Annotated in this window: 13 protein-coding genes; 7 read left to right on the plus strand and 6 right to left on the minus strand. The window is 40.1% G+C overall.

What is annotated here, in order from left to right:
* Positions 1-10 precede the first annotated feature (10 nt).
* A complete protein-coding gene (locus BAE46_RS08640; RefSeq protein WP_006006690.1) occupies positions 11-1,150 on the plus strand; it encodes a DUF2855 family protein in 1,140 nt (379 codons plus the stop codon).
* Here BAE46_RS08640 and BAE46_RS08645 read toward each other — a convergent pair.
* The 6 genes from BAE46_RS08645 to dnaA form a co-directional block, all read right to left on the minus strand.
* Positions 1,147-2,376, minus strand: a complete 1,230-nt coding sequence (locus BAE46_RS08645) for a saccharopine dehydrogenase family protein (protein WP_070112380.1) — start codon at positions 2,374-2,376, stop codon at positions 1,147-1,149. The genes BAE46_RS08640 and BAE46_RS08645 overlap by 4 nt on opposite strands.
* Before the next feature lies 1 nt (position 2,377).
* Complete coding sequence (locus BAE46_RS08650) at positions 2,378-2,794, minus strand: SDR family NAD(P)-dependent oxidoreductase (protein ID WP_083256841.1); 417 nt, start codon at positions 2,792-2,794, stop codon at positions 2,378-2,380.
* 589 nt (positions 2,795-3,383) lie between these two features.
* Entirely contained in the window at positions 3,384-5,795 is a 2,412-nt protein-coding gene (gene gyrB, locus BAE46_RS08655) for a DNA topoisomerase (ATP-hydrolyzing) subunit B (protein WP_006006697.1), read from the minus strand.
* A 2-nt stretch (positions 5,796-5,797) separates the two neighbouring features.
* Positions 5,798-6,892, minus strand: a complete 1,095-nt coding sequence (recF, locus tag BAE46_RS08660) for a DNA replication/repair protein RecF (RefSeq protein ID WP_006006699.1) — start codon at positions 6,890-6,892, stop codon at positions 5,798-5,800.
* 50 nt (positions 6,893-6,942) lie between these two features.
* On the minus strand, positions 6,943-8,070 hold the full coding sequence (dnaN, locus tag BAE46_RS08665) for a DNA polymerase III subunit beta (protein ID WP_006006701.1): 1,128 nt from the start codon (positions 8,068-8,070) through the stop codon (positions 6,943-6,945).
* 41 nt (positions 8,071-8,111) lie between these two features.
* Entirely contained in the window at positions 8,112-9,536 is a 1,425-nt protein-coding gene (gene dnaA, locus BAE46_RS08670) for a chromosomal replication initiator protein DnaA (RefSeq protein WP_070112384.1), read from the minus strand.
* A 594-nt stretch (positions 9,537-10,130) separates the two neighbouring features.
* On the opposite strand from dnaA, the gene rpmH reads away from it, so the two are divergent.
* The 6 genes from rpmH (at position 10,131) to mnmE (ending at position 14,717) form a co-directional block, all read left to right on the plus strand.
* Positions 10,131-10,265, plus strand: a complete 135-nt coding sequence (gene rpmH / locus BAE46_RS08675; protein WP_006006705.1) for a 50S ribosomal protein L34 — start codon at positions 10,131-10,133, stop codon at positions 10,263-10,265.
* A 17-nt stretch (positions 10,266-10,282) separates the two neighbouring features.
* The gene (gene rnpA, locus BAE46_RS08680) at positions 10,283-10,642 is read left to right on the plus strand and encodes a ribonuclease P protein component (RefSeq protein ID WP_040521000.1); all 360 of its coding nucleotides are present in this window, start codon (positions 10,283-10,285) and stop codon (positions 10,640-10,642) included.
* Entirely contained in the window at positions 10,633-10,965 is a 333-nt protein-coding gene (yidD, locus tag BAE46_RS08685; protein ID WP_070112386.1) for a membrane protein insertion efficiency factor YidD, read from the plus strand. The genes rnpA and yidD overlap by 10 nt, the downstream gene beginning before the upstream one ends.
* 15 nt (positions 10,966-10,980) lie before the next feature.
* Positions 10,981-12,669: a membrane protein insertase YidC gene (yidC, locus tag BAE46_RS08690; protein ID WP_006006708.1), complete on the plus strand. Its 1,689-nt coding sequence runs from the start codon at positions 10,981-10,983 to the stop codon at positions 12,667-12,669.
* A gap of 185 nt (positions 12,670-12,854) precedes the next feature.
* Positions 12,855-13,337 (plus strand): YajQ family cyclic di-GMP-binding protein, encoded by a 483-nt coding sequence (locus BAE46_RS08695; protein WP_006006711.1) that lies wholly within the window; start codon positions 12,855-12,857, stop codon positions 13,335-13,337.
* A 3-nt stretch (positions 13,338-13,340) separates the two neighbouring features.
* Positions 13,341-14,717: a tRNA uridine-5-carboxymethylaminomethyl(34) synthesis GTPase MnmE gene (gene mnmE / locus BAE46_RS08700; RefSeq protein WP_070112388.1), complete on the plus strand. Its 1,377-nt coding sequence runs from the start codon at positions 13,341-13,343 to the stop codon at positions 14,715-14,717.
* The last annotated feature ends 37 nt before the right edge of the window (positions 14,718-14,754 follow it).

Consider the following 14,754-nt stretch of genomic DNA (forward strand, 5'->3'; position numbering starts at 1 on the left):
GGACGCCACCTTGAGTGAATTTCAAATACAAAAAGACAACATTACCAAGTCACGCATCATTGATAATGACTTAAGTGCCCAGGTCTTACAAACGGGTCAAGTGTTGGTTAAAATTGACAAGTTTGCCCTTACCGCGAACAACATTACCTACGCAGTTGTTGGTGAACTAATAGGTTATTGGCAGTTCTTCCCGCCGCATTCACTTAATTTTAAGGGCGACACCTTAGACATAGTCGGTTGGGGAATACTGCCTGTATGGGGCTTTGCTGATGTAGTGAAGTCAAATTGTACCGAGGTACCCGTTGGCGAACGAGTATTCGGCTACTTTCCGCCTGCATCTCATTTAATTCTAAGCCCAATAAAAGTAGGTAAAACTAGCTGGTTCGATGCTAGTAGCCATAGAAGTCAGTTGCCCGTCGCATACAATGTATATCGCAGGGTAGTATTTGAGACTGCTTACAACAAAGCCGATGAAGATGACCGCATGTTGTTTTTCCCCTTGCATATAACATCGTTTGCCTTATTTGATTACTTTCAAGAAAATAGTTGGTTTACCGCCAAACAGCTAGTCATGCTCAGTGCCTCGAGTAAAACGAGCACAGGCTTGGCCTACGGTATGCAACATTATGCGAGCACGCAATCTGATGATAACAGCAGAACACCCTCGTTAGTTGCGCTAACGTCGACCAGCAACGTTGATATGGTAAATAACATGGCCGTTTACGATGCCGTGTTAAGCTACGACGACATTGCGAAAATAGACAATACTATTTCCACTCTTATTGTGGATATGTCGGGCAATGTAAAGGTTTTGAGCGCGCTACATAAGCACCTTGGCGATAACATGAAGTTTTGTTCGAACGTGGGCGTCACCCACAGACAAGAACGCGGCAAAAGCGATGACATTATAAAAGAGCGAAGTGAATTCTTTTTTGCTCCTTCGCAAATTCAAAAACGCCTTCAAGAATGGGGACCACAGGTATTTGAACACAAAAGTCGTGAATACTTAGCGGTATCGATAAGCAAAAGTAGACATTGGTTAAATATGACTGATGTTGACGGACTTGATGGTATGCAGGCTATTTTTGAAGAGGTGTGCAACGGCAAAATAGCCGCCGACACCGGTCTTATTATACGCATGCCTGACTAGAGTTGTGTAACGCTTACTCCCGCATGTTCTTTTAGGCGTTTTATCAAATGGTCGTTTAGTGCACTTGCCGGCGTCCAAAAGCCGCCTGCTACATCGGGTACGTCGTTAGCCAAGCATAGCGCTGCTTGACTTAGCATTTTGGCTGTTGAACCGTAGCCAGGATCGCGATCACCCTCAACTTTTATCACTAATTCCTCGCCGTTAGCAAGCTGTGAATAAAATCGCATATCAAACATACCGTTTAATTGCTCATCTTCACTGGGTCCTTCGCCGGGTTTAGCTAATACATGTTTAGCCATCAAATTGCGTACAGGCGATACACTGGCCGCTAGCATGAAACCTCCTAACCCAATCGTGAACGTCCACGCTTGAAAACCCGTTTTGGCACTCATGGCTTCATCATATCTAAACCCTGTGCCGTATTGGTCACTTAGCAGTGAATTAGTGCGATGCACTATCCTTTCGTTTATAGCTGCCATTACAAATGGCATAGTCCACATCTTTAAACTTTTGTCGAATTCAGCTTTTTTATGACTTTTTTGGCGGACTTTATAACTATGCCCGGATGTACAAAGCGCATAGGGGTTTGTGAGCAGTTTGCGCAGTGTCGGATTTTCTTTGGCTTCCTTAAATATATTGAGCATGCTAGCAATAGTGCCACCTGATGCTGCGCCTTTCACTTTTCGAACACGCATTTTAATTTGACCAGCAGGTTTGCCTGTTTTTTCCACGGCAATTTTTTGTAACGCATACACACCAATGTCGGAAGGTATTGAATCAAAACCCGCGCTATTAATAATACGCGCACCCGAAGCTTTAGCCTGTTCTTCATATTTATCAAGCATTGCTCTAATCCATTGGGGTTCGCCGGTTAAATCACAGTAATCTGTACCGTTAGTTACACAGGCTTTTACCATCATTTCGCCATATAAGGCGTAAGGTCCTACTGTTGTTATTATTACTTTAGTTTTACGCGAAAGTAGACTAAGTCCTTCAAAGTTGCTTGCCTCAACTATAAAGTGCGCTATGTCATTGATATTATGTTTATTTTTGAGCGCAAGGAGCTTTTTTTCGTTTCGTCCGGCAATGGCCCAAGTAATTGCCTCGTTGTTATAACGCGCCGTTATTTTTGCAGTGTAGTGTGTTAAATATTCAATTAGAATTTGGCCTACAAAAGAGGTAGCACCGTACACAATAATGTCAAATTCGCGTCCTTTTTTAGTCATTTTAAAGGCCTCTTTTTTTAATTTGTTTTAACACTAGTATACTGTATTTGGCCGGAAAAATCCGTACTATCCAATCCATAAGCTTTGCATCGAGCTCAATCAATATGCGTGTTTTGTCGTTAAGTATTCCGTTTACAATAATATTAGCGGTTTTAATAGGCGTCATTGTAGGCTGTTTTTTGAAGGTCTTCATCTCTTGCTGGCGTATGTTTTCGTTTCTTCCATCAAAGTGTATAGCGTTATTAGCGATGGCTGTATTAATGCCGCCTGAATTCACTACGCACACTATCACATAAGGGAAGTCTGCTAACGCTTCCATTTGCAATAATTCTGTTAAGCATCTTACAGCAAACTTTGAAGCGCAGTACGCGTTTAGCTTTCCTATAGAGCTTACACCCAGTATTGAGCTTATATTGATGGGTCAAGCCTGTTGTTTGATTTTTATTCAGGCAAGAAGATCTGCGTACCAAACAACACTCCATAAAAAATAATATTCATTCCGCATGTAAAATTTTCTTCTAGGATATTGTCGAATTTTATCAGATCGTGGGTGATACGCGTTGTTTGCTTACTTGAATCGACACTTAGATAAGACCTGCACCCGGCATTTATAATTAGACATGTTTTTGGGACACTTGCGACTCTCAGCGGGCTCAGAATTTGGATTAATAAGAATCAACAAGTGCTTGGCAGAATATATGAAGTCTTAGGCCTTGCAGCGCATTCTTTAATCGTCGTGCTGATGTTATTCAAGAAGGGATTTATGTAGAATGTAGAGTCTCTCTTTTGAAAGCTTCAGATTTGCCTGAATGCGCTCTTGGCGAAATCGAGTATGGATTGTTTGCCACGCTAATCTGTTTAATCAAAACGCGCGTTAAAGTGTCATCCCGATTCAAAATAGACTGTTAAAAAGGTGCTCGATATGAGCACCTTCTGGAAGTAACAATGGGAAAATTTAGCAATTACACGAGATCTTTTGGCAAAGCTAATGTGATTGCACAAACTAACTACACATCTAGATTCTCTACGTTAAGTGCATTCGTTTCAATAAATACTCTGCGTGGTTCAACGTGATCGCCCATTAGCGTTGAGAACAATATATCGGCGCTTACTGCGTCTTCTATGGTTACTTGTAGCATGCGGCGATAATCAGGATCCATTGTTGTCTCCCACAGCTGTGACGGATTCATTTCACCTAGACCCTTGTAGCGCTGAATGTATTGACCGCGTTTAGCTTCTGCCATTAGCCATTCTAGAGCATCTTTAAACTCAGTAACTGCTAATGTTTTTTCACCACGTTTTATATAAGCTCCCTCCTCCATCAGGTTATTTATAGTTTCATTCAACCTACGGATTTTTTCGTATTCAGGAGAAGCAACAAAATCACTGCTAATGTGGTAATGGTAATCTATTCCGTGCTGACGCATGGTTATAATTAAATCGTTGAGACCATCCTCTGTTAACTCAACAGAATGAATAAAGCTTCTAGAATCACCTTCACTAACCGTAAGTTGTGCCACTAATTGTTCACCAATCTCATTCAGTGAAGCTTTGTCCTTTAGTATCTCCTGTGTTAAGGGAGGTGAATATAAAAGCTGTGTCAGCAGCGACTGCGGCATTCTTCTGTGCATGCGCTCAATCATTATTGTAGTGTTTTGATACAAAGTCACCATTCTTTCAAGCGCGACACCTTGAATTGCTGGTGCATCGGTACTCACATGTAGTGATGCACCTTCTACTGCAATATTGGTTAGTAGCTTAATAAGTGCGTCATCGTCCTTAAGATATTGTTCTTGTTTGCCTTTCTTTATTTTATACAGGGGCGGCTGAGCAATAAATATATGACCACGCTCTATCATTTCAGGCATTTGACGGAAAAAGAAGGTCAATAACAGAGTTCTTATGTGGGAACCATCTACGTCTGCATCGGTCATTATAATAATGCTGTGATAGCGTAGTTTATCTGGGTTATATTCATCTCGGCCAATGCCACAGCCTAATGCTGTAATTAACGTGGCGACTTCTTGAGATGACAGCATTTTATCAAAGCGTGCTTTCTCAACGTTCAGAATTTTACCTTTTAGAGGTAAAATCGCCTGATTTTTTCTGTTACGACCTTGTTTAGCTGAACCGCCTGCAGAATCACCCTCCACTATATATATTTCTGAAAGTGCAGGATCTTTTTCTTGGCAGTCCGCTAATTTACCCGGTAAGCCAGCTAAATCTAGAGCACCTTTTCTGCGGGTCATGTCGCGTGCTTTTCGTGCCGCTTCTCTTGCGCGAGCCGCGTCAATAATTTTGTTTAAAATGGTGCGCGCATCGCTTGGATTTTCTTGTAAGAATTCAACTAGCTTCTCATTCATAGACGATTCAACCGCAGTCTTTACCTCAGAGCTCACCAGTTTATCTTTTGTTTGTGATGAAAATTTAGGGTCAGGTACTTTTACTGATATAACAGCAGTTAAGCCTTCTCTTGCATCGTCTCCACTTGCACTCGTCTTGTTTTTCTTATTGTAACCCTCAGCTTCCATATAAGTATTTAGGGTGCGGGTTAGTGCACCTCTAAAACCTGCTAAGTGAGTTCCACCGTCGCGCTGTGGGATGTTGTTAGTAAAACAAAATACGTTTTCTTGGAAGCCGTCGTTCCATTGCATTGCTACTTCTACCGTCACGCCATCATCTCTTTCGTGCGTAAAGTAGAACGCCTTACTATGAACGACGTTTTTATTGGTATTTAGATATTCTACAAAAGCTCTAATACCACCCTCGTAATGGAACTTTTCTTTACGTCCATCACGCTCATCTTCCAGGGTAATAGATACACCTGAATTCAAAAAAGAAAGTTCGCGGATACGCTTTGCTAATATATCAAAGTGATATACAACATTGGTAAATGTTTCTTCGTTGGGCCAAAAACGAATTTTTGTACCCTTTTTATCTGTTTTTGCAGTCGGAGCAATTGGCGCCATTGGCACGCCACGTTGATATTCTTGCTCGAATCGTTCACCTTGACGGTAAATAGTTAGTAATAATTTTTTAGATAAAGCATTTACCACTGACACCCCTACACCGTGCAGACCGCCAGACACTTTATAAGAATTATCATCAAACTTACCGCCGGCATGAAGAACTGTCATAATAACTTCTGCGGCTGAAATACCTTCTTCATGAATTTCAGTAGGAATACCACGACCATCGTCACTAACTGTGATTGAATTATCTGAATGTATTTTTACTAAAATTTCACTACAATGTCCTGCTAGCGCTTCATCGATAGAGTTATCCACTACTTCAAAAACCATGTGATGCAAACCAGTGCCATCATCTGTATCACCAATATACATGCCTGGTCTTTTTCTTACAGCGTCTAGGCCCTTTAATACTTTTATACTGGATGAATCATAGTTTTGCTCAGACATTTCTACTCCTCTATCACGTGGTTATGTTTCACGTGGAACACTTTTTTTTTGTTATAAGTTTGTATAAATGACATTTGATTCTTCTCAATGGTTGTCACAAATACCTGGGTGTTTTGCTCCAACACGGTGGTAATAAACTTTTCTCTTGTTGCTGCGTCTAATTCTGCGGTAATATCGTCCACCAAAAAAATACTCTGCTTACCCGTTAACTCTTTAAGCACTTTAACTTCTGCTAAAAGTAACAGTGATACTAGCAATCTCAGTTGGCCCCTTGACATAAATTCAGCTGCATTCTTATCATCAACAATAAACTGCAAATCAGCTTTGTGGGGTCCACTTGAGGTTGAGCCTCTAAATATATCCCGGTCAACTTTTTTAGACAGTGACTCTTCTAAAGAGTTGCCTTTTTCCCAGCCGTTAGTATACCTTAATACTACGTCTAACTCAGGTGAAAATTTCGAATATAAGGCACTTATTTCGCTATTTAAGCGAGAAACGTAAGTTTCTCTTAGTGAACTTATAGATTCGCCGAGTTCGGCTAGCTGCTTAAGCCATACATCCTGTTTTTTAAATGCTTTGGCCTGTGAATAATCAAACTGCTTAAGTAAGGCATTGCGCTGGCTCAAACAGTTTGTATATCGCCCGCTCAGGCTCTGAAACTGTTGTTCCACGTGGAACAACAACCAATCTAAATAACGACGCCGACCTAAGGGAGCGCCTAAAATGAGGTCACTACTTTGAGGCGTAAAAATCTGAACAGGGAGTAAGCGCACTATATCAGCTATTTTTTTCGTCTTCTGCCCATCTACACTAAATAAATAACCTTCAGCTTTTGAGCGTGTAAACCCTAACTTAAAAGAGTCATTATTAATTGTAAACTGACAAAAACCAGCCGCGCGAATTTCTTTATCATTTATGAAAGTATCAGGACGCGAGGTTCTAAATGAACGACCGAATCCAAGTACATGAATAGCTTCTAGTAAACTCGACTTGCCGGCGCCATTGTCACCGTAAATAACATTTAGATTTTCATGAGGTGAGAAATCTACGGTTGAGAAATTTCTGAAATTTTCTAACCGCACTTTAGTGATATACATAAATATGCTGGTAAGTTAAATGAACATTATGGATACTGAAATCACAAAAACTAAATTCGCATCGGCATAATTACGTACTGCGAAGAATCTTCGTCAATAGGCAAACCATCGACTAATTTAATACCGTGTATAAGGACCATTGTGTTTGAGTCGAATAATTTGAAAATAACCATATCAGTATCAACAGCATTTAATACATCTATTAAATAAGCCACGTTAAAACCAATTTCTAGATCATCACCCTGATATTCAACATCTATAATCTCTTCCGCGTGCTCTTGCTCAGGGTTATCAGCAGTTATTTTTAATTCACCCGCACTTAGACTTAAGCGAACACCTTTAAATTTTTCATTTGTAAGGATCATTGCTCGCGACAACGCTCCTTTTATAATGTCGCGATACACAATTAAGCCTTTATTAGTCTCTTTTGGCACAACTCGATTATAATCAGGAAACCTTCCGTCGACCAGTTTACTCGTAAACACAAAAGAATTACTCAGCATGCTGATATGATTTGCACCAAGCCTAACTTTTACCTTGGTTTGAGAATCATCAATTAGCCTTGATATTTCCATTACCCCCTTACGCGGTATAATAACTTGCTTTGTTGGTAACACTTCATCAGTGTATTCAACTACCGACATAGCGAGCCGGTGACCATCTGTTGCTACCGATCTTATAAGATGTTCAGACGTTTCTAAACTCATCCCATTCAAATAGTAACGAACGTCCTGCTGAGCCATAGAGAACTGCACAGACTCAATAAGCTGCTTTAAATTGTGCTGTGATATTTCAAACTCACTATCCCCTTCCCAGTCTTCTAAATTGGGGTAATCATCCGCGCTTAAGGTAGATAATGAATATCTAGCCCGTCCGGATTTGATCAGAGCTTTGTTGTCTTCTAAGCTAAATAAAATAGTACAGTCGTCGGGCAGTCCTCTTACAATGTCTAATAGTTTCTTGGCTGGAACGGTAATTTTGCCATTAGTGGAATTACCCACTAGCGCAACATTGGTAATTAGCTCAACCTCAAGATCAGTGCCTGTCATCCACAAAGCATCATCATTAACGCGAATAAGTACATTTCCTAATATAGGTAATGTATGACGACGTTCAACCGCGCCTGCGACTAACTGCAAAGGATGTAAAAAGTCTTCTCTACTAATAGTGAAATTCATGTGTCATTCTCATTGTTAATTCTTCAGTGCAATAAATTACACTAATACGATAATGTGCGTATTAAGTTTGTATAATCTTCCATAATATCATGGTCTTCTGCGCGCAATTGCTTTATTTTTTTAACCGCATGCATAACTGTTGTATGGTCTCTACCACTGAAAGAATTACCAATTTCTGGATAGCTGTTGTTCGTCAACTCCTTCGCCAATGCCATTGCCATTTGCCGAGGTCTTGCAATACTGCGAGTGCGGCGCTTTGATAATACGTCGGCTACCTTAATCTTATAATATTCTGCAACTGTTTTTATAATATTATCAATAGTAACTAACTTATCTTGCAAGGCAAGTAAATCTCGAAGTGCATCTCTTGCAAAATCAATGGTAATGGATTTGCCTGTAAAATTTGCATTTGCAATAACACGGTTCAATGCTCCTTCTAATTCTCTTACATTTGATCTTAACTTTTTCGCCATAAAAAAAGCTACCTCATGCGGCAGTTCAATTCTATTTTGTTTAGCTTTTGAGAGTAAAATTGCGACTCTCGTTTCAAGCTCTGGCGGTTCTATTATTACTGTAAGGCCCCATCCGAAGCGGGATTTAAGACGCTCTTCCACCCCATCAATTTCTTTAGGGTATCGGTCTGAGGTCAAAATTATTTGCTGATTGCCTTCTAGTAGAGCATTAAAGGTATGAAAGAATTCTTCTTGTGATCTGTCCTTGTTAGCAAATAGTTGAATGTCATCGATGAGTAATGCATCAACTGAACGATAAAATCGTTTAAAATCTTCTATTGCATTATTCTGCAGTGCTTTAACCATGTCTTGCACGAAACGTTCAGAATGCATGTAAACAATTTTCGCATTTGGGTTCTTTTCAACAATACCGTTACCAATGGCGTGAATAAGGTGGGTTTTGCCTAAACCAGTACCACCATACAGAAACAACGGATTGTAAGTTACGCCAGGATTTTGGGAGACTTGCGTGGCAGCGGCGCGTGCTAATTGATTTGATTTACCCTCTACAAAGTTGTCAAACGTATATTTGGGATTAACGTTACTGTTATGATTTCGCAGACTAGGTACAGGTAAGCTCCTTGAGTAGGATGGACTTTGCCGCCTCCCTGCATTTATGTTGTCACTAATACGCAGCTTAGGAGATACTATATTTTCTGTCTTAGACACGCTTGTTTTGTCAGCAAGAGGCGCTGATTTTTCGGCAACCAGAGGTGGCTTTCCATCGATAATAGAGAGTAACGGTGTATCGGCGCCGTACAATTGTTTTAGCGTTTGCATAATCAAGGTAAAATACTCGTCACGCACCCAGCCTAATACAAATTTATTCGCGGCATATAAAAATAGGGTCTCACCATCAAAATACGAAGCTAAGGGCTTCAACCACATGTTGAATTGTTCTGTTTCTAATTCATGTTTTAGGGTCTCTAAACAATCTTTCCAACTTATTGCCAATATCTTTCCTTAATTAGAGAACTTACATCACTAAACGCCTTACAAGGCCCCTAACTATAAGGGAAACTAACGAGCTTATCCACAAAACATTCGAGATTTCACAGAAAACACATCTTATATACACAGAATTTATGTAAAGCATTAATTAATAATAGAATTAAATTATTGAAAAATCTCTACACCACACATAACGCTGACAATACAAGGTTTTTATTACGTTAAATCAAAACTTTTCAAGAATTAACAAAAATTTTGTGGATAAGTTTTAAGACAGGTCTTACGTTAGCTTAACTATATTTAAAGCAAGCTGATATTAGACTAATATGCGTCTAAATTACCCACCCATCAATAGGCTGTTTTGATCATTTAAAATAGTGCTATTATTTGCTTTATCAGCAGTGTTTCACATGAAACACTTTATGCTCGGAAATGATAAAATATTATTACGTAAAATAAGATCTAAGCCTTGACTTTTCTGGACTAGATCTCTACCATTTCGCGTCCAATTAATAAGGTGATTTTGAATTGTTGCGCATTTAAATGCATAGCAACAGACGAGAATCAGCGTAACAACATATAAACGAGAATTAGGTCATGAAAAGAACTTTTCAACCAAGTAACTTAAAGCGCAAACGCTCACACGGTTTCCGTGCACGCATGGCCACTAAAAACGGCCGTAAAGTAATTGCTAATCGCAGAGCAAAAGGTAGAAAGCGTTTATCAGCATAAAATGGTTATTATAAACCATGAAAGCAAAACACTTCAGCTATCCGAGGGAGTCAAGGCTCTTGACTCCTCGTCATTTCTCACATGTATTTGCACAAGCCATCCCTGCTGTCTCTTCCACTATCACATTGTTAGCTCGGCATAACGACTTAGACTATCCACGTCTTGGCGTCACAATTCCCAAAAAGAAAGTAAAACTAGCTGTTAATAGGAATCGCATAAAAAGATGCACGCGCGAAAGTTTTCGCTTAACGGCGCATAATTTACCAAATGTTGATATTATCGTGATTGGAAAGCATGGTATAAATGATCTCGATAACACTGAGCTATATATACATCTTGAAAACTTGTGGCGAAGGATAACTAAGCGATGCAAATAAGCTCTATACTATCATCTTTAATTGCGCTTCCTCTGCTGGGAATAGTTAAATTTTACCAACTATTTATATCCCCAATGCTAGGGCAAAACTGCCGTTTCTATCCAACATGTTCCTGCTATGCTTACCAAGCATTGACAGAACATGGCGCTTTTAAGGGCAGTTGGTTGTCCATAAAGCGAATTGTGAAATGCCATCCTATGCATCCTGGTGGAATTGATAATGTGCCAAGCGCAAATACATTAAATACGACTACACATGAAAAAAGAAACAAAAAACCTGTAATAAATAGTGAGCGCAATAACACTATAAAGAATCACCATTAAATAACTGAGACTTATATGGAATCCCAAAAAAGTATATTAATTATTGGTTTGTTGTTAGTCAGTTTCCTACTGTGGACTAACTATCAAAGAGATAATTCCCCACAAACCGTAACACCTACTGTATCCGACCAATCTCAAGATTTAAGCGCTCAAGGTAGCGATTTAGATAGCTACTTAAATGATCAATCCCTTGCTGATGAAAACAGTAATGGCGAAATAGAAGAATTTACTTTAGACGCTACAAACGGCCTGGTTACATCTTTAGCGACCCCTGCTAATAGCAATCGCATTATTACTGTAACAACAGACACACTTGATATAAAAATTGATTTAAACGGCGGCGATGTTATTGAAGCAAATCTCATCAAATTCCCCGTAACGAGAGGATCAAACGATTCGTATCCACTACTAAAGCCCCAAACAAACGTCAAACACATTGCACAAAGCTTCTTAATTGGCGCTGAAAGAAATACCAATGATCGTGCATTATATACGAGCGAGTTTAATGACTATGAACTCACCGGCAACAGTTTAAGTATCCCACTATCATGGCGTAATGATGCCGGTTTAATTGTCACCAAAACATTTGTATTCACGCGAGACAGTCATTTGATTGACGTAAGCTATGATGTTACCAACAATACCAATGCAGCCATAAACTTTGCATTTTTAGCCCGTCTAGAACAAACCACTAACGACGTTGGTGACAGCAGTATGTTTATGCCAGTATTTAGAGGCGCTGCTTACTCTACAGCTGACGATATTTACGAAAAGCTATCTTTTGGAAAAATTGCTGACGGCGTGCCGCAAAGAACAACGACCGCAGGTTGGATAGCGATGATAGAACACTATTTTGTTGCCGCCTGGATACCGCCGCAAGAAGACACCAATACTATCAGTTCGCGCGCCACTGCCAATACCGCTATTATTAGCATCACCGGTAAGCCCCAAGCAATAGCCCCTAATGGGCAAGGCACGCTTACTGGAAAGCTATATGTGGGTCCTAAAGATCAAGAAACCTTGGCAGGTATTGCTAAAGGATTAGATTTAACGGTTGATTACGGACCGCTTTGGTGGTTGTCACAACAGTTATTTCTTCTTCTACAATTCCTGCATGGTTTTGTCATGAACTGGGGCGTTGCCATCATATTAATTACCCTTATAGTAAAAGGCGCGATGTTCTGGTTAACCAAAAAACAATACGAATCAATGGCTAAAATGCGTGCCTTACAACCTAAGCTAACGCAACTCAAAGACCGATTTGGCGATGACCGTCAGAAAATGTCACAAGCTATGATGGAGCTTTATAAGAAAGAAAAAGTAAACCCCATGGGCGGCTGTTTTCCCTTACTCTTACAAATGCCTATATTTTTAGCTTTATACTGGGTATTGCTTGAAAGCGTAGAGTTACGACACGCCCCCTTTACCCTATGGATTACCGATTTGTCGGTACCCGATCCATTCTTTGTACTGCCTATATTGACTGGCGCTAGTATGTTTTTACTACAAAAGCTACAGCCAATGACCATTCAAGACCCCCTTCAGCAGAAGTTAATGACCTATATGCCTGTCGCGATGAGTATATTCTTCTTCTTCTTCCCTGCTGGTTTGGTACTTTATTGGCTCGTCAGTAACCTAGTAACCCTAATACAAGCAAAAATAATATACGCGTCTATGGAAAAACGCGGTTTACAAACTAAATAGTTAACAAGCCATCATTAAGCGTTACCATAAAAGCCTGCGTTTGCAGGCTTTTTACTCAATACTAGTTCAACTTTTAGCACGCTTAGCTTATTATTTTAAAGTACTAAGCCTAATGACTAATAACTTTTTTAGTAACAATTGTGAGTATTTAACTCATATAACCCTTACCTGCATGGAGAAACCAAATGCCTTCTTTTGACGTTGTATCAGAGCTTGACACTGTTGAAACCAAAAATGCCGTTGATAATGCAAATAGAGACATCGCCACACGTTTTGATTTCAAAGGCGTCAATGCTACCTTTGAATACGTAGATGAAACCGTTGTAATGAAAGCTGAAGCAGATTTTCAGCTTCAGCAAATGCAAAGTATGTTGCGCGACGCGTGTTCTAAACGCGGTGTCGACACCTCGACCTTAGATCCTCAAAAGATCGATCATTCCGGCAGAACGTTCAAGCAGTCTATAGCCTTTAAGCAGGGTATTGACCAGCCTCTGGCAAAGAAAATTGTTAAACTAATTAAAGATAAAAAATTAAAAGTACAGACCGCAATACAAGGCGATCAGCTTCGCGTAACAGGTAAAAAGCGAGACGACTTACAAAGCGTTATGGCAGTTCTGCGCACAGAAGATTTCGGACAGCCGCTTCAGTTCAATAACTTTAGGGATTAGCACATGACGGCCGCAGTATTTTCAAATGACACCATTGTTGCGCAAGCTACCGCACTAGGACGAGGTAGTGTAGGCATTGTGCGAGTGTCAGGCCCTAATGCTAAACCAGTAGCCGAACTATTACTTAAAAAGTGCCCTGTACCACGCGTAGCGACCTACCAGCCGTTTTATAATAGTCAAAACCACATTATAGACCAAGGCATTGCACTTTATTTTGCAGGACCTAATTCATTCACCGGCGAAGATATACTAGAACTACAAGGTCACGGCGGCCAAGTGGTCATGCAATTACTAATAGACACGTGTTTAAAAAGTGGCTTAGTACGTTTAGCCAAACCCGGTGAGTTCAGTGAACAAGCATTCTTAAACGAGAAAATGGATTTAACCCAAGCTGAAGCCATTGCAGATTTAATAGATGCATCATCACAACAAGCTGCTAAGAGTGCACTTAGATCACTACAGGGTGAATTTTCAAATCAAATAAGAAATTTAGTTGATAAAGTCATTTATTTACGTATGTACGTGGAAGCAGCGATAGATTTTCCTGAAGAAGAAATAGATTTTTTAGCCGACGGAATTGTGCAAAGTAACTTACATACTATAGTAACCTTGCTTAACAAAATTATGCATCAAGCCAAACAAGGATCGCTGCTACGCGACGGCATGCGCGTCGTTATTGTTGGCCGACCCAATGCAGGAAAATCGAGTTTACTCAATGCATTGAGTGGCAAAGACAGCGCCATAGTCACCGACATTGCGGGCACAACGCGCGATGTTTTAAAAGAACATATTCATATAGACGGTATGCCACTGCACATTATAGACACCGCTGGTTTACGCGATGACGCAGACACCGTTGAGAAAATTGGCATTGAACGCGCCTGGCAAGAAATCCATAACGCCGACCGTATATTATTTATGGTAGACGCTGAGCAAGAACCTAACTCTCAGCCTAAAGATATTTGGCCTGAATTTTATGATAAACTTCCCGCTGATGCAGCTATCACAGTCATTCGCAATAAGTGCGACTTAATCCAAGAAGCACCAGGGATTGATAATAATCAAAAGTATCCCGTCATTTGCCTTTCGGCGATGGCAAAATTAGGGATTGACATCTTAACAGAACATCTTAAGGAGTGTATGGGCTTTAATCAGGTAGGTGAAGATCAGGTTATTGCACGCCAACGTCATATTACCGCATTAATCAATGCACAGCAGCATATAGACATTGGCAAAGACCAGCTTGAATCGGCCATGGCAGGTGAATTACTAGCCGAAGAATTACGTATTGCACAAGGTTATTTAAATGAAATCACGGGTGAATTTAGCTCAGACGACCTACTTAGTAAGATATTTTCATCGTTTTGTATAGGTAAGTAATCTTCACATCATTATTGTATATCACTATTAACACAGC

Source organism: Glaciecola punicea (genome assembly GCF_001756615.1).
GTDB classification, from domain to species: domain Bacteria; phylum Pseudomonadota; class Gammaproteobacteria; order Enterobacterales; family Alteromonadaceae; genus Glaciecola; species Glaciecola punicea.